We start from the raw sequence: 14,490 nt of genomic DNA, 5'->3' as shown, positions 1-14,490 counted from the left end.
AGGGTGCTACCCGCTCGGCTCAGGGGCGGTTGTCCCCACCTGTCAGCGCGCTGGTGGGCCGCCGGTCGCTTCGAGAAAGGCCAGTACGGCCATCACCCGGCGGTTCACGTCGGATTCGTCGGACAGCCCCAGCTTCTGGAAGACCGCACCGACGTGCTTCTCCACCGCCCGCTCACTCATGAACAACGCCTTGGACGTCGCCGTGTTGCTGCGCCCGGCGGCCATCTCCTGCAGGACCTCCCGCTCGCGGGTGGTGAGCAGGAGTAGCGGCGACCGGGCGTCCTGGGTCTTGCGGGCGAGCAGACCCTCGACCACCCGCGGATCGAGCACCGATCCGCCGCGCGCCACGTCGTACAGGGCACGGACGAGCTCGTCGAGCTGGCTGACGCGTTCCTTGAGCAGGTATCCGAGCCCGGCGACGCCCTCCGACAACAGGTCGAAGGCGTACTCCTCCTCGACGTACTGGGACAGGACGACGACTCCGATGGACGGGTGCGCGGCCCGGATCTGCTTGGCCGCGTCGATCCCCTCGGTGGTGAAGGTGGGTGGCATCCGGATGTCGGTGAGCACCGCGTCGGGACCGTGCTCGGCGACCGCTCTCAGCAGGTGGGCCGGATCGCCGACCGTCTCGACGAGCTCCACCTGGTCGGACTCGGTGAGCAGGGCGGAAATGCCTTCGCGCACGAGAAAGTTGTCCTCCGCGAACACGACCCGCAACGCCACCCCACCACTCTAGGCGCGCCGTCCACCCCTGCCCGCCGGGTCGCGGGCAAGCAAGAGGGCTGGTTGTGGTGAGCCGCTACTCCTCGATGGGATCAGGGTTGGGGCGCGGCGCCCGGAGGGATCGCGGGTGCGGGGCCGGTGAGCTCCCGGCGTACGGCGAGACCGCCCAGGACGAAGACCGCTCCCCAGGCCAGGGCGGCGATGCCCAGCCAGGTCGCGATGGTGACCGCTCCGGCGCCCGGGTTGGCGGCGAACAGGATCCCGATCAGGATCGACAGGGCGGCGCTGAGCAGCAGCAACCAGCGCGGAGTCGCCAGATTGCTGCCGAAGGCGCCGATCGCCTCGAACACTCCGCGGACGATCAGCCAGATCCCGAGGATCCAGGTCAGCGTCACCGCGGTCATCGCCGGGCTGAAGATCGCGAAGAAGGCCGCCACCAACGCGATCACGCCCATCACGATCAGCCAGAGCCTGCTGCCGCTCGACTCCGGCTGGAAGGCCTGGAGCAGCGAACCGATGCCGTCCATCAAGGCCCAGAACCCCCACAGCAACGCGAGGGCGATCGCCGTCGACAGCGGCCAGACGATGGCCAGGATCCCGAACACGATGCCGATCGCGCCGCGTACGACGAGCATCTTCCACCCCACCGACAGCCAGTCGCTCACCGCTGCTGGTCCAGGCATCCGCCGACCTCCACGGGCCGGCCCGGACGGGCCGCAACCCACAGCCATCGTGATCCCGACCGCCGTACCGGGACAAGACACCGGCCGGTAGTTGTGGTCGAGCCGCAAGAAAGAAAAGGCCTGACCGCGGGGGTGTGCGGTCAGGCCTTTCGTCGTACGGGGTTACTCCGAGGCGCGGCGCAGGGCTTCGGAGAGGCGCTCGGCGGCGGCCATCACGGCCGGGGCGTGCATGCGGCCGGGCTGGCGGGAGAGGCGTTCGATCGGGCCGGAGACCGACACGGCCGCGATCACCTTGCCGGAAGGGGAGCGGACCGGCGCGGAGACCGAGGCGACGCCCTGCTCGCGCTCGCCGACCGAGTGCGCCCAGCCACGACGCCGTACGCCGGCCAAGGCGGCCGCGTTGAAGGTCGCGTTGTGGAGTCCACGGTGCATGCGCTCCGGGTCCTCCCAGGCCAGCAGTATTTGAGCGGCGGATCCAGCGGCCATCGTCAGCTGGCTGCCGACCGGGACGGTGTCGCGCAGACCGGACGGACGCTCGGCGGCCGCGACGCACACTCTGTACTCACCCTGGCGGCGGAACAGCTGCGCCGACTCACCGGTGATGTCCCGCAGCCGGGCCAGCACGGGACCGGCTGTCGCCAGCAGTCGGTCCTCGCCGGCAGCGGAGGCGAGCTCGCTCAGGCGCGGCCCGAGCACGAAGCGGCCCTGCATGTCGCGCCCCACCAGCCGGTGGTGCTCGAGCGCGACGGCGAGCCGGTGTGCCGTCGGGCGGGCCAGCCCCGTCGCCGCCACGAGTCCGGCCAGGGTCGCCGGCCCGGACTCGAGTGCGGACAGAACGAGAGCTGCTTTGTCGAGAACGCCGACTCCGCTAGAGTTGTCCATGAGACGATATTGCCGTCTCGAATCGTGGAACGCAAGTCGCTTGTACGCCCCTCTTCGGCGCACTGTGAGCGAAAGCGCACCTCAGTACACCACCCGAAGGAGAAGTCTGATGGGCAGGACGTTGTCGGAAAAGGTCTGGGACGCACATGTCGTGCGTCACGCCGACGGGGAACCCGACCTCCTCTACATCGACCTCCACCTCGTCCACGAGGTGACCAGCCCGCAGGCCTTCGACGGTCTCCGGCTGGCCAACCGCGCGGTTCGCCGCCCGGACCTGACGATCGCGACCGAGGACCACAACGTCCCGACGTACGACGTCGACAAGCCGATCGCCGACCCGGTCTCGCGCACGCAGGTCGACACGCTGCGCAAGAACGCCGAGGAATTCGGCATCCGGATCCACACCCTCGGCGACCCCGACCAGGGCGTCGTGCACGTGATCGGCCCGCAGCTCGGGCTGACCCAGCCGGGCATGACGGTCGTCTGCGGTGACAGCCACACCTCGACGCACGGCGCGTTCGGCGCGATCGCGTTCGGGATCGGCACCAGCGAGGTCGAGCACGTGCTCGCCACCCAGACGCTGATGCAGGCCCGGCCGAAGACGATGGCGGTCACGGTCGACGGCGTACTGCCGGACGGTGTCTCGGCCAAGGACCTGGTGCTGTCGCTGATCGCGCAGGTCGGCACCGGCGGTGGACAGGGTTACATCGTCGAGTACCGCGGCGAGGCGATCCGCGCGCTCTCGATGGAAGCCCGGATGACGATCTGCAACATGTCGATCGAGTGGGGCGCCAAGGCCGGCATGATCGCGCCGGACGAGACGACGTACGCGTACCTGAAGGACAAGCCGCACGCGCCGCAGGGCGTCGACTGGGAAGCCGCGGTCGAGTACTGGAACAGCCTGGCCACCGACGAGGACGCGTCGTTCGACCGCGAGGTCGTACTGCGGGCCGAGGAGATCGCGCCGTTCGTCACCTGGGGCACCAACCCGGGCCAGGGCCTGCCGCTGTCGGCCAACGTGCCGTCGCCGTCGGACTTCGCGACCGAGAACGACCGGGTCGCGGCCGAGCGGGCGCTGGAGTACATGGGCCTGACCGCCGGTACGCCGCTGCGGGAGATCCAGGTCGACACCGTGTTCCTCGGGTCCTGCACGAACGGGCGGATCGAGGACCTGCGCGCGGCGGCCGGCGTACTGGCCGGGCGGAAGATTGCCGACGGCACCCGCATGCTCGTCGTACCGGGCTCTGGCCGGGTTCGGCTGCAGGCCGAGTCCGAGGGTCTGGACGTCATCTTCAAGGACGCCGGGGCCGAGTGGCGTGGAGCGGGGTGCTCGATGTGCCTGGGGATGAACCCGGACCAGCTGGCGCCGGGCGAGCGCAGCGCGTCGACGTCGAACCGCAACTTCGAAGGCCGGCAGGGCAAGGGCGGGCGCACGCACCTGGTGTCGCCGCTCGTCGCCGCTGCCACCGCCGTCACCGGAACCCTGGCTGCGCCGGCTGACCTGCCGCCGGTCGAGGTCGCCGTACCCGAGAACGTCTGAGGACAAAGGAATCATGGACGCCTTCACCCAGCACATCGGCACCGCGGCCCCGCTGCGGCGCGGCAACGTCGACACCGACCAGATCATCCCCGCCGTGTACCTGAAGCGGGTCACGCGGACAGGCTTCGAGGACGGGCTGTTCGCTGCCTGGCGCAACGACCCGACCTTCGTCCTCAACCAGCCCGAGTACGAGGGCGTCTCGGTGCTCGTCGCCGGACCCGACTTCGGTACTGGGTCCTCCCGTGAGCACGCCGTCTGGGCGCTGATGGACTACGGCTTCCGCGTCGTCGTGTCGGCCCGCTTCGGCGACATCTTCCGCGGCAACTCGGGCAAGGCCGGCCTGCTCGCCGCCCTCGTCACCGAGGACGTCGTCGAGGAACTGTGGAAGACCATCGAGAACGACCCCGGCACGAAGGTCACGGTCGACCTCGAGGCGAAGACGATCTCCGCCGGGGCGCTGTCCGCGCCGTTCGAGATCGACGACTACACGAGGTACCGGCTGCTCAACGGGCTGGATGACGTCGGCATCACGCTGTCCCACGCGGATGACATCGAGACGTACGAGGCGACGAGGCCGAGCTTCAAGCCGGCGACGCTGCCTGCCAAGGCTTAGTTTTCCCACGCAGGCTCCTCCGTTCGCTAGCGCTCACTGCGGGGCCTGCTCCCGCCCGCCCTCTTAGAGGTGCGCGTGCTGGCGCCCGCTTCGTGCGGCGCGCTGGCGCGCGCACTTTCCTGTGTGCGCTGGCGCGCTTCGAGTGCGCGTGCTGTCGCCCGCTTGAGTACGCGGTGACGCGCGGTGTGAGTACGCGCTGGTGCGCTTTCTAGTACGCGTGCTGGGCGCCGGACGAGAGCTCGACCATCGTCGCGTACAGCCTGGTTTGCGGGGCGGTCCTCCGCGGGGCTACGCACGCCGCCCCGCTCAGGCGCGCGTGCCGGCGCCGCGCTCAGGTGCATGTGCGCTGCCGGGTTCGGGGACGTGTCAGCTGCGTCCGGTGACCCGGCGACGGCAGTTGGCCGGTGGGCCACTTGCCACGCCTCGACGGTGTCGGGGCCCAACCTTGAGCACGGCTCAGCCACGGTGAAGGCTTCGCGACGGCTGGCCGGTGCACAAAGTGGCGTTGGAACGCGGCGGAGCTTGCGGTGGTGGGCGGGTGCTGTGCAACGCGATGGCCGATGGCAGCGGCGGACGTCGATAGCGTGGGCGCATGCCGGGTGACGAGGTGGGCGAAGCGACCAAGTGGACCATTCATGGTGAGCGGGTTGTTGATGCTTCTCGGCGGTTGACGTTGAGTGTGGCCTCGGTCGAGCTGCTGGATGGGGTCACGTTCGAGCAGTATGTGCTGCGGATCCCGAAGGCTGCGATCGTGGCGGTGCTGGATGGTCGCGGCAGTGTGCTGATGATGCGGCGGCATCGGTTTGTGATTGATCGGTGGGTGTGGGAGTTGCCGGGTGGTTATGTCGATGCCGGCGAGGATCCTGCGGTCACCGCGGCGCGTGAGGTCGAGGAAGAGACTGGGTGGCGGCCGCGCGAGGTGCAGTACTTGATGTCGGCTCAGCCGAACGTTGGGTTGGCTGACGCGGAGAACCTCATCTATGTGGCTCGTGGGGCTGACTATGTGGGTGAGCCGGCGGACATCAACGAGGCTCAGGAGGTTGCGTGGATTCCGCTGGAGTCTGTGCTCGACCGGATCGCGAGCGGGGAGATCATGGGGGCTTCGTCGCAGTTGGCGTTGCTTCGGTTGATGGTCGACGGGTGATCTTGTCTGCGCCGGCTTTCGGTTGCTGAGGACAACGGGCTCGGTGCGGGGCGCGTTCTGGTGCGGGCGCCAGCACGCGCGCTTGAAGCGCGACAGCGCGCACGTAGAGCGCGCCAGCGCGTACTCGCACCGCGCGCCAGCGCGCACTTGAAGCGGGCGCTAGCCCGCGCACCGCGGGCGCCAGCACGCAACTGAACCAAGGGTGGGTGGGAGCAGGCACCGTAGTGAGCGCCAGCGAACGGAGGAGCCCGCGTGGGTGAGAACCTGCACGTGCGCAGCGTCTGTGTAACGGATTGCACGGTTGGGGCGATAACTCTGGTGTTACCCTTGCGGGGTTGTACGAACCGGGCTTGCGAGATCTAGGAGGTGAGGCGCTGATGACCAGTGACCCCTCCAGACATACGGATCTCGCTCGGCCTCGAGGCAACTAACTCCTCTTCCAGGTCAGCCGCCCCTGTGCAGTGCAGCCGGGGGTGTGTTGTGGTGCGCGGCGATCAGCCGCGGGGGTCGGGCAGACGTCGTCGTCTCCCCGTCTGCAACAACCCCTGGAGGACTCATGTCCGACCTGCGCCTGCGCACCCTTCGTGCTTTTGGCCGTACGCCGTCGTTGCGGGCCGCTGCTCGCCGGTACGCCGGAGGGCTGGCCGCGCCCGTCCCGGACGCGATCGAGCCGACTGTCGACCACCCGGTGCACAGCAAGCCCAAGGGGCACAGTGTTGTCGACAGCGCGATCTACTGCGAGGGCAAGCGGGTGGCCTCGCCGGAGTCGTTGGCCGACACCTACCAGGTGCTGCACGAGGCGCCGCGGAGCTTGGCGTGGATCGGGTTGTACCGGCCGGACCGGCGGGAGCTGATGTCGCTGGCGCAGGAGTTCGACCTGCACGAGCTGGCGATCGAGGACGCGATCCAGGCCCATCAGCGGCCGAAGCTCGAGCGGTACGGCGAGACGTTGTTCGTCGTACTGAAGGCCGCGCGGTACCGGGACGCGACCGAGGAGGTCGAGTTCGGCGAGGTGCACGTGTTCGTGGGACCGGACTTCGTGGTGACGGTCCGGCACGCGGAAGCGCCGAACCTGGCCGCCGTACGGCGTCGTGTGGAGCGCGATCCGGAGCTGCTGCGGCAAGGCACCGAAGCGGTTCTGTACGCGATCATGGACAAGGTCGTCGACGGGTACGCGCCGGTGGTCGCGGGGCTGGAGAACGACATCGACGAGATCGAGACCGAGGTGTTCCGCGGCGACCCGAAGGTGTCGCGGCGCATCTACGAGCTGTCGCGCGAGGTGATCGAGTTCCAGCGCGCGACCCGGCCGCTGATCGGGATGCTGGACTCGTTGCGGGCCGGGTTCGACAAGTACGGCGTCGACCAGGAACTGCAGCGCTCGCTGCGCGACGTCGCCGACCACGTCACCCAGGTGGTCGAGCGGGTGGACGGTTTCCGCGAGCTGCTGCGCGACATCCTGACCGTGAACGCGACCCTGGTGGCCCAGCAGCAGAACGAGGAGATGAAGTCCCTCACCGTCGCCAGCAACGCGCAGAACGAAGAGGTGAAGCGAATCTCCGCGTGGGCGGCGATCCTGTTCGCGCCGACGCTGATCGGGACCGTGTACGGGATGAACTTCGACGTGATGCCGGAGCTGCACTGGCAGTGGGGCTACCCGTTCGCGATCGGCCTGATGGCGTTGGTCTGCGGGAGTCTGCACCAGGTCTTCAAGCGCCGCGGCTGGCTCTGACACATCCCGGCGGTTTCTGTCGCGGGCACTAGTCTTCGAGACACCTGAGACCTTGGAGGCAAAGATGTGGCTGTTCCTGCGCCGGCGGCTGATCATGTGGGCCGTGCTGGCGATCGCCGTACCGCTGGTGGAGTGGTTGCTGGGCAAGATCAGCCAGACCCTGCGCCAGCGCAAGGGCGACAGCGCGGTCACCCGAGGGCTCGACACGGCCCAGTCGGGGCTGCGATCAGTGCGCGGAAAGCGCCGCTGAGCACCCTCGAACGGGGTGTGGCCGGGGTCACCGTTGGTCGCCGGATCGTTGCTCAGAAGGGAATCCAAGACCCCGTTAGGGGCGTTTGGAGGCCAAATCGGGGGCAAATCGCCCAAAACAAGGCCGAATTGCCGCGTTGGTGTTTGTGAACGGCGTGTTGAGTCCATAACGTTCACGTGAGATCGAGCGCTGTGCTCGACGCCATCGTTCACGGAGGGAAGACAGTGAACAAGAGCCAGTTGGTCGAAGCGCTCGCAGTGCACTTCGACGGAAATCGCCGTTCGGCCCAGCACGCCCTGGAGTCGGTCATCGACACCGTCCAGCGCGAGCTGACCAAGAAGGGCGGCAAGGTCGCCATCACCGGGTTCGGTGCCTTCGAGGCCATCGAGCGCGGTGCCCGCATGGTTCGCAACCCGCGGACCGGCGAGACCAAGCGTGCCAAGAAGACCGTGGTTCCGAAGTTCCGTGCGGGTGCGGAGCTGAAGGCCGTTGTCTCCGGTGCGAAGAAGCTGCCGAAGCTGGTGGCCCCGAAGCCGGCCGCGACCGCCACCAAGGCAGCCGCTCCGGCCAAGAAGGCCGCGCCGGCCAAGAAGGCTCCGGCCAAGGCCGTTGCGACCAAGACCGCCGCCAAGAAGGCGCCGGCCAAGGCCGCTGCCACCAAGACGGTCGCCAAGAAGGCTCCGGCGAAGAAGGCCCCGGCCAAGACCGTTGCCAAGAAGGCGGCCCCGGTCAAGAAGGCCACCGTTGCCAAGAAGGCGCCGGCCAAGAAGGCCCCCGCCAAGAAGGCTCCGGCCAAGCGCGCCTCGGCTCGCTGACCTTCAGCACTGCAGCACCGAAACACCAGCGAAGGCCGGTCTCCCCACTCCAGGGGCGACCGGCCTTCGCCGTGTCTGCCGTACGCCGGAACGATGTCGTCGGCAACCTCTGAGGGATCGGCCGGAACGCGAGGACGACGCCGGGACGCGGGATCGCGCCGGATGGCCTAGCGTGGTGCCATGCAGGCGACCGTGAGCCGTTACGACGACGCGTCCAGGTCCGGTGCGGTCTTGACCGACACCGGCGTCGAGCTGCCGTTCAGCGCCGACGAGCTGGCCGGTACGCCGGTGCGCTTCCTCCGCGTCGGTCAGCGGGTCCGCGTCGAGACCAGTGGCTCAGGCCACGGGATCGCGATCACCGCGGTCCACTTCATCACGCTGCACTAAGCAGGATCACGCTGCACTAGCAGGCGAGGCCCTCGGAGCCGATCACGGCGCCGAGCACGATCGACATCACCTCGGCTGTGCGTGGACCGACGCCCAGCTGTACGGCGTCCGCGAGATCCGCCGCGGTGTCGACGTCCCGGCGTACGGAAGGAATCGCGAGATCCAGCGGTACGGCGCCTGAGGCCTGGTGGGCCAGAGCGGATCCGACGCCGAAGCGGGGATCGAGGGCGATGCCGGGCGCGGCCGCGAGCATCGTCGTACCGGTGCCGGGCTGGTCGATGACGAAGCTGCGATCGGCGACGCAGGCGGCGAGAGCAGCGGTCAGTTCGTCGGGACGCAGGGTCGGAAGATCGGCGGACAGTGCCGCGATGCCGGCCCCGGGGAACTCGACGGCAGCGACGGCAGCTCCGTGCTCAAGGGCTTCGTTCAGGCCCACCGCCGGCAGATCCGGTACGACGCGAGCGCCGACCGCGGTGACGTCCGCGGCGACCTGCGGGTCGTCGGTGATGACCAGGACGGTCCGCACCAGCGGCGAGACCAGAGCGGCCTCGACCGTGTCGGCCGCGAAGGCGCGCGCGAGCTCCGGACGGTGCTGGGGGTAGGCCGCAGCGAGCCGGCTCTTCGCAATCGCCGTACGCTTCACCGGGACCACCAAGATCCAGGGAGCGACCTGTACGTCTTCCATCAGGCAGGATTCTCCCATGACGTACGGCGACGACCAGCAGGAGGCAGCAGTGAACAGCCCGGAACACGATCCCCGCCCACCGCGCGGGTTCTGGTTCGGGCTGGTGGTGGCGCTGGTCAAGCCGTTCATGCTCGTGTTCACCAAGCCTGATTTCCAGGGCCGGGAGAACATGCCGCGCCAGGGCGGGGTGGTGTTCGTGACGAACCACATCTCGCACTTCGACCCGTTCGTGCTCGGCTTCTACACCTGGGAGTGCCGGCGGATCCCGCGGCTGCTCGGCAAGGCGTCGCTGTTCAAGCTGCCGATCGCCGGGCGGATCATCACCGCGGCCGGGCAGATCCCGGTCTACCGCGAATCCGCGCAGGCCTCCGACGCGTTCCGCGACGCCGTGGCCGCGGTCGAGCGGGGTGAGTGCGTGGGCGTGTACCCCGAGGGCACGATCACGCGGGACCCGGAGATGTGGCCGATGACCGGCAAGACCGGCGCCGCCCGGATCGCGCTGATGACCGGCTGCCCGGTGATCCCGATCGCGAACTGGGGCGCCCAGGAGGTCTTCCACTCGTACGGCAAGAAGCTCCGGATCGGGCTGCTGCCGCGCAAGACGATGCGGGTGAAGGCCGGTCCGCCGGTCGACCTCGACGCGTTCCGCGGGCAGCCGATCACCAACGAGCTGTTGCACGAGGCAACCGAGGTGATCATGCGGACGGTCGCTGCCGGGCTCGGCGAGCTGCGCGGGCAGACCCCGCCGAAGGAACTGTTCGACCTGCGCAAGGCCAAGGCCGAGGACGAGGAGAACAAATGACCAAAGTAGCGGTGTTCGGGGCCGGGTCCTGGGGTACGGCGTTCGCGACCGTGCTCGCCCAGGCGGGCAACCAGGTGTCGGTGTGGGGCCGGCGGGAGTCGTTGTGCGAGGCGATCAACAGCCGGCACGAGAACCCGGACTACCTGCCCGGGCTGCTGTTGCCCGAGGCGATCACCGCTACGCACGACCCGGCCGCCGCGGCCGACGGCGCCGAGGCGATCGTGCTCGCCGTACCGAGCCAGTCGTTGCGGGACAACCTGCGCGACTGGGCCGGCGTACTGCCTCCTGCCGTGCCGCTGGTCAGCTTGATGAAGGGCGTCGAGGTCGGTACGACGAAGCGCATGTCCGAGGTGATCGCCGAGCTGACCGGCGCCGGGCCGGAGCGGATCGCGGTCGTCTCCGGGCCGAACCTCGCGCGCGAGATCGCCGAGGGCCAGCCCGCCGCCGCGGTTGTCGCGTGCGCGGACGAGGGGACGGCGACGCGGTTGCAGAAGCTGTGCCACTCGCCGGTGTTCCGCCCGTACACGAACAACGATGTCGTCGGGTGCGAGCTCGGTGGCGCGACGAAGAACGTGATCGCGCTGGCGGTCGGGATGGCTGTCGGTCTTGGTTTTGGTGACAACGCGCGGGCCTCGGTCATCACGCGAGGGCTCGCGGAGACGGCGCGGCTCGGTGCGGCGCTGGGTGCGGACGAGCACACGTTCTCCGGGCTGGCTGGCCTCGGCGATCTGGTCGCTACCTGCTCGTCGCCGCTGTCGCGCAACCGCACGTTTGGCGAGAAGCTCGGCCAGGGGATGACGGTCGCCGAGATCGCCGGCGCGACGCGTCAGGTCGCGGAGGGCGTGAAGTCCTGCTCGTCGATCTCCGAGCTGGCGCACCAACACGACGTGGAGATGCCGATCGCCGAGCACGTCACCAAGGTCGTCGCCGGCGAGATGACGCCGAAGGACATGTTGTTCAGCCTGGTGTCCCGCTCGGCGAAGTCGGAGCGCTGGGGGTGATCCCGGCCGGTCTCACCCGCTCGACGATCGATCGCGAGGGAGAGGCAGGCGAAGCCTGGCTGGGCGAACTGCCGGCGATCGTCGACGAGCTGCTGACCCGCTGGAACTGCGAGCCCGACGGCGAGAGCATGCACGGCGAGGTCGGTCTGATCGTTCCCGTACGACGTACCGCTGGTCCTGCGGTGCTCAAGGTGTCCTTTCCCCATCCGGCTAACGCGCACGAGCCGGATGCGTTCGCGGCGTGGGGTGGGAAGGGCGCAGTGCTGCTGCACGAGCGTGACGACTCGCGGTTTGCGATGCTGCTCGAGCGGGCGGGTCCTGCGCGGCTTGCGGATCTCGAGGACGGTGACGAGATCGCTGCGGCGGCCGGGCGGTTGTGCCGTCGGCTGGCTGTTCCTGGTCCGGCGAGGATGCCGCGGTTGCGGGACCAGGCCGACCGCTGGGTCGACGAGCTTCTGGCCGGCTCGAAGGACTTCCCGGAGGTGTTGCCGAGGTCGGTGGTGGATGCGGCGCTGGCGGTCGTGGATGAGTTGGGGCGGCATCAGCCGGAGTTCGTGGTGCACGGGGATCTGCATCCGCGGAACGTCCTGCGGGGTGAGCGGGAGGACTGGCTCGCGATCGATCCGAAGGGATGGGTGGGCGATCCGGCGTACGACGCCGGGCGGTTGGTCGGGCCGCGGGCGCGGGCGTTGATGACGGCCGATGATCCGGTGAAGGTGCTGCGGCGCGAGTTGGACGTGTTCGCCGAGGCGGCCGAGGTCGACGCTGAGCGCGTTCGGCGATGGGCGCAGCTGCGGTTGGTGCTGGCGGTCTACTGGAGTCGCCGGCACGGGTTCGGCTTCGCGCGGGGAGGGCCGGCGCTCGAGCGGGCGATGGCCTTCGTGGACGAGCTGGCCGTCAGCTGGTGAGAGTGTGCTGCAGGACGAGGGCGGCGGCGCCGTGGAGGGCGCCTTGGGTGCCGGTCTGCGACGGTACGACGCGGAGCTCGGTGGTGGCCAGGGGCAACGACCTGGCGTAGATGGTCTCGCGGATGCCGGCCAGGAGGCTGTCGCCGGCCAGCGAGAGGGAACCACCGACGACGATGACCGACGGGTTGAGCAGGCTGACGGCGGTCGCGAGCACGGAGCCGATTTCCCGACCGGCTTGGCGGACCAGTTGAGTAGCTGTGGGATTGCCGGAGCGGACCAGGTCGACGACGTCCCGACTTGAAGTTGCTGGAATGTCTGACGAGGTCAACGCCGCGGCGATTGCTGTGCCGGAGGCTACGGCTTCCAGACAGCCGTGGTTGCCGCAGCGGCAGAGGTCGGTACGGCCGGGGGTTTGCACGTGGCCGATGTCGCCGGCTGCGCCCTGGGCGCCGCGGTGCAGACGGCCGCCGCTGATGACGCCGGCGCCGATGCCGGTGGCGACCTTCACGAACAGCAGGTGCTCGACGTCGGCGTACGCCGTGCTGTGTTCGCCGAGCGCCATGATGTTCACGTCGTTGTCGACGAGGACCGGTCCGGGGAGGTCGGCGCTGAGGCGCGCGACCACGTCGTACGAGTCCCAGCCGGGCATGATCGGCGGGTGGTTCGGGCGGCCGGTGCGGTGCTCGACCGGGCCGGGCAGGCCGACGCCGGTGCCGGCCAGGTCGGCGGGGGAGCGGCCGGCCGCAGTCAACAACGCCCGGCCGGTCTGGATAATCGCGCCCAGTACGGTCTCGGGTCCCTCGGCGATGTTGAGCGGCAGCGTCTGACTGCCGATCAGCGTTCCGGTCAGGTCGGTCAACGCGACCGAGAGATGCGTCGCGCCGACGTCCGCGGCGAGGACGAGTCGCGCTGACGGGTTGAAGCGGAAGCGCGCCGGCGGGCGACCACCGGTCGATGCGGCTTCGCCCGACGGTACGACGAGCCCGCTGGCGAGCAGCGCCTCGATCCGCCCGGTGACGGTCGACCGGGCGAGGCCGCTCAGGTCGATCAGTTCGGCGCGCGTGCGCGGCTGACCGTCGAGCAGCAACCGCAGCAGCGGACCCGCCTCGGCGGCGCTGGTGCTGAGGTCGCTCATCGGCGTACGCACTTTCGTCGGGTGGTCGGCGGACTTTTGCTTGACAGGGTTCAAAAGTGTCACATAGCGTCCCGAGCGTGTCCACAGACAAGATCAGGGTCGGAATCATCGGTGGCGGCTTCATGGGCCGGGTGCATGGCCGATCAGCGCTGGTCGGTGGTGCGCGGATCGTCGGCGCGATCGGCTCCAGCCCGGAGCGCGCGAAGGCCGCGGCCGAGGCGACTGGAGCCGAGCAGGGCTTCGAGACCCTCGACGACCTGCTGGCCGCCGACATCGATCTCGTCCACGTCTGTACGCCGAACAGCACGCACCTCCCGGTCACGCTGAAGGCGCTGGAAGCCGGCAAGCACGTCGTCTGCGAGAAGCCCCTGGCCACGAGCGCGCAGGACGCCGCCGGGCTCGTCGCGGCCGCGCAGGAGGCCGGGCTGGTCGCCACCGTGCCGTTCGTCTACCGCTACCACCCGATGGTCCGCGAGCTGCGGACCCGGATCGCGGCCGGTGACGCCGGGATGGTCACCAGCCTGCACGGCAGCTACCTGCAGGACTGGCTGGCCGGAGCGGACGACGACAACTGGCGTGTGGACGACGCAGCCGGCGGCCCGTCGCGGACCTTCGCCGACATCGGCTCGCACTGGTGCGACCTGACCGAGTTCGTCACCGGCGACCGGATCGCCGCGGTCAGCGCGCAGACCCGGACTGTCCGGTCGCAGCGTGGGGGAGTGGACGTCAAGACCGAGGACCTGGCGACGGCGCAGTTCCGCACCGAGGCCGGAGTGGTCGGCACGGTCGTGGTCAGCCAGGTCGCGGCCGGTCGCAAGAACCGCCTGTACCTGGAGGTCTCCGGCACCGAGTCGAGCTACGGCTTCGACCAGGAGGACCCGGACCGCCTGTGGGTCGGCCACCGCGCCGCCAGCCAGTTGCTCACCCGCGATCCCGACACGTTGAGCCCGCCGGCGGCCCGCGTGAACCGGCTGCCCGCCGGTCACGCCCAGGGCTACCAGGACGCGTTCGACTCGTTCGTCGCGGACACCTACGCGGCCGTGCGCGGTGGCGACCGTCCGGACGGACTTCCGGACTTCGCCGCCGGCGCACGGTCTGCCCGCTTGGTCGACGCCGTCCTGCGCTCGGCCGCCACCGACTCCGCGTGGGTCGAGGTCGAGGACTAGGCAGTACGTCGTACCGGATCATCCCCA

16 protein-coding genes are annotated in these 14,490 nt (G+C 69.4%); 11 read left to right on the top strand and 5 right to left on the bottom strand.

Translation table 11 applies throughout. The features are described from left to right. Positions 1–42: 42 nt before the first annotated feature. The 3 genes from ACYVIO_RS40850 to ACYVIO_RS40840 form a co-directional block, all read right to left on the bottom strand. Positions 43–723 (bottom strand): response regulator transcription factor, encoded by a 681-nt coding sequence (locus tag ACYVIO_RS40850; protein ID WP_460656387.1) that lies wholly within the window; start codon positions 721–723, stop codon positions 43–45. Between the two features lie 92 nt (positions 724–815). Further along, positions 816–1,406, bottom strand: a complete 591-nt coding sequence (locus tag ACYVIO_RS40845) for an HdeD family acid-resistance protein (RefSeq protein ID WP_460656386.1) — start codon at positions 1,404–1,406, stop codon at positions 816–818. 162 nt (positions 1,407–1,568) lie between these two features. Next, positions 1,569–2,288, bottom strand: a complete 720-nt coding sequence (locus ACYVIO_RS40840; protein WP_012922430.1) for an IclR family transcriptional regulator — start codon at positions 2,286–2,288, stop codon at positions 1,569–1,571. A gap of 109 nt (positions 2,289–2,397) precedes the next feature. On the opposite strand from ACYVIO_RS40840, the gene leuC reads away from it, so the two are divergent. The 7 genes from leuC to ACYVIO_RS40805 all read left to right on the top strand — a co-directional run bounded on the left by leuC (position 2,398) and on the right by ACYVIO_RS40805 (position 8,766). Further along, positions 2,398–3,828 (top strand): 3-isopropylmalate dehydratase large subunit, encoded by a 1,431-nt coding sequence (gene leuC / locus ACYVIO_RS40835; protein WP_460656385.1) that lies wholly within the window; start codon positions 2,398–2,400, stop codon positions 3,826–3,828. Positions 3,829–3,841: 13 nt separating this feature from the next. After that, positions 3,842–4,441: a 3-isopropylmalate dehydratase small subunit gene (gene leuD / locus ACYVIO_RS40830; protein WP_460656384.1), complete on the top strand. Its 600-nt coding sequence runs from the start codon at positions 3,842–3,844 to the stop codon at positions 4,439–4,441. A 592-nt stretch (positions 4,442–5,033) separates the two neighbouring features. After that, complete coding sequence (locus ACYVIO_RS40825) at positions 5,034–5,585, top strand: NUDIX hydrolase (protein WP_460656383.1); 552 nt, start codon at positions 5,034–5,036, stop codon at positions 5,583–5,585. A 556-nt stretch (positions 5,586–6,141) separates the two neighbouring features. Then, complete coding sequence (gene corA / locus ACYVIO_RS40820; RefSeq protein WP_460656382.1) at positions 6,142–7,314, top strand: magnesium/cobalt transporter CorA; 1,173 nt, start codon at positions 6,142–6,144, stop codon at positions 7,312–7,314. A gap of 64 nt (positions 7,315–7,378) precedes the next feature. Then, positions 7,379–7,564 carry a hypothetical protein gene (locus ACYVIO_RS40815; protein ID WP_460656381.1) on the top strand — a complete coding sequence of 62 codons (186 nt, stop codon included), beginning with the start codon at positions 7,379–7,381 and terminating at the stop codon, positions 7,562–7,564. A 224-nt stretch (positions 7,565–7,788) separates the two neighbouring features. After that, positions 7,789–8,379 carry an HU family DNA-binding protein gene (locus ACYVIO_RS40810; RefSeq protein ID WP_425840741.1) on the top strand — a complete coding sequence of 197 codons (591 nt, stop codon included), beginning with the start codon at positions 7,789–7,791 and terminating at the stop codon, positions 8,377–8,379. A gap of 180 nt (positions 8,380–8,559) precedes the next feature. Beyond that, positions 8,560–8,766 carry a hypothetical protein gene (locus tag ACYVIO_RS40805; protein ID WP_344183556.1) on the top strand — a complete coding sequence of 69 codons (207 nt, stop codon included), beginning with the start codon at positions 8,560–8,562 and terminating at the stop codon, positions 8,764–8,766. A gap of 16 nt (positions 8,767–8,782) precedes the next feature. Here ACYVIO_RS40805 and cofC read toward each other — a convergent pair whose 3' ends face one another. Continuing rightward, the gene (gene cofC / locus ACYVIO_RS40800; protein ID WP_460656380.1) at positions 8,783–9,451 is read right to left on the bottom strand and encodes a 2-phospho-L-lactate guanylyltransferase; all 669 of its coding nucleotides are present in this window, start codon (positions 9,449–9,451) and stop codon (positions 8,783–8,785) included. Between the two features lie 16 nt (positions 9,452–9,467). Between cofC and ACYVIO_RS40795 the strand changes: the two genes are divergently transcribed. The 3 genes from ACYVIO_RS40795 to ACYVIO_RS40785 are packed head-to-tail and all read left to right on the top strand — an operon-like array spanning position 9,468 to position 12,162. Further along, positions 9,468–10,253: a lysophospholipid acyltransferase family protein gene (locus ACYVIO_RS40795; RefSeq protein WP_460656379.1), complete on the top strand. Its 786-nt coding sequence runs from the start codon at positions 9,468–9,470 to the stop codon at positions 10,251–10,253. Further along, on the top strand, positions 10,250–11,254 hold the full coding sequence (locus ACYVIO_RS40790; RefSeq protein WP_460656378.1) for an NAD(P)H-dependent glycerol-3-phosphate dehydrogenase: 1,005 nt from the start codon (positions 10,250–10,252) through the stop codon (positions 11,252–11,254). The genes ACYVIO_RS40795 and ACYVIO_RS40790 overlap by 4 nt, the downstream gene beginning before the upstream one ends. After that, positions 11,251–12,162, top strand: a complete 912-nt coding sequence (locus tag ACYVIO_RS40785) for an aminoglycoside phosphotransferase family protein (protein ID WP_460656377.1) — start codon at positions 11,251–11,253, stop codon at positions 12,160–12,162. Before ACYVIO_RS40790 ends, ACYVIO_RS40785 begins: the two co-directional genes overlap by 4 nt. Here ACYVIO_RS40785 and ACYVIO_RS40780 read toward each other — a convergent pair. After that, positions 12,152–13,297, bottom strand: a complete 1,146-nt coding sequence (locus ACYVIO_RS40780; protein WP_460656376.1) for an ROK family protein — start codon at positions 13,295–13,297, stop codon at positions 12,152–12,154. The two genes, ACYVIO_RS40785 and ACYVIO_RS40780, sit on opposite strands and share 11 nt — an antisense overlap. A 77-nt stretch (positions 13,298–13,374) precedes the next feature. Here ACYVIO_RS40780 and ACYVIO_RS40775 point away from each other — a divergent pair, with 77 nt between their 5' ends. Continuing rightward, positions 13,375–14,463 carry a Gfo/Idh/MocA family protein gene (locus tag ACYVIO_RS40775; RefSeq protein WP_460656375.1) on the top strand — a complete coding sequence of 363 codons (1,089 nt, stop codon included), beginning with the start codon at positions 13,375–13,377 and terminating at the stop codon, positions 14,461–14,463. Positions 14,464–14,490 lie beyond the last annotated feature (27 nt).

The sequence above is a fragment of the Kribbella endophytica genome, assembly GCF_054781295.1.
The sequence above is the reverse complement of the archived record's forward strand: the minus strand, read 5'-3'. Positions and strand labels throughout refer to the sequence as shown.

What these genes read in the sequence shown, in the direction of transcription:
- ACYVIO_RS40845 (WP_460656386.1), bottom strand. Translation starts at nt 1,406, where the DNA reads ATGCCTGGACCAGCAGCGGTGAGCGACTGGCTGTCGGTGGGGTGGAAG.
- ACYVIO_RS40840 (WP_012922430.1), bottom strand. Translation starts at nt 2,288, where the DNA reads ATGGACAACTCTAGCGGAGTCGGCGTTCTCGACAAAGCAGCTCTCGTT.
- leuC (WP_460656385.1), top strand. Translation starts at nt 2,398, where the DNA reads ATGGGCAGGACGTTGTCGGAAAAGGTCTGGGACGCACATGTCGTGCGT.
- leuD (WP_460656384.1), top strand. Translation starts at nt 3,842, where the DNA reads ATGGACGCCTTCACCCAGCACATCGGCACCGCGGCCCCGCTGCGGCGC.
- ACYVIO_RS40825 (WP_460656383.1), top strand. Translation starts at nt 5,034, where the DNA reads ATGCCGGGTGACGAGGTGGGCGAAGCGACCAAGTGGACCATTCATGGT.
- corA (WP_460656382.1), top strand. Translation starts at nt 6,142, where the DNA reads ATGTCCGACCTGCGCCTGCGCACCCTTCGTGCTTTTGGCCGTACGCCG.
- ACYVIO_RS40815 (WP_460656381.1), top strand. Translation starts at nt 7,379, where the DNA reads ATGTGGCTGTTCCTGCGCCGGCGGCTGATCATGTGGGCCGTGCTGGCG.
- ACYVIO_RS40805 (WP_344183556.1), top strand. Translation starts at nt 8,560, where the DNA reads ATGCAGGCGACCGTGAGCCGTTACGACGACGCGTCCAGGTCCGGTGCG.
- cofC (WP_460656380.1), bottom strand. Translation starts at nt 9,451, where the DNA reads ATGGAAGACGTACAGGTCGCTCCCTGGATCTTGGTGGTCCCGGTGAAG.
- ACYVIO_RS40795 (WP_460656379.1), top strand. Translation starts at nt 9,468, where the DNA reads ATGACGTACGGCGACGACCAGCAGGAGGCAGCAGTGAACAGCCCGGAA.
- ACYVIO_RS40790 (WP_460656378.1), top strand. Translation starts at nt 10,250, where the DNA reads ATGACCAAAGTAGCGGTGTTCGGGGCCGGGTCCTGGGGTACGGCGTTC.
- ACYVIO_RS40780 (WP_460656376.1), bottom strand. Translation starts at nt 13,297, where the DNA reads ATGAGCGACCTCAGCACCAGCGCCGCCGAGGCGGGTCCGCTGCTGCGG.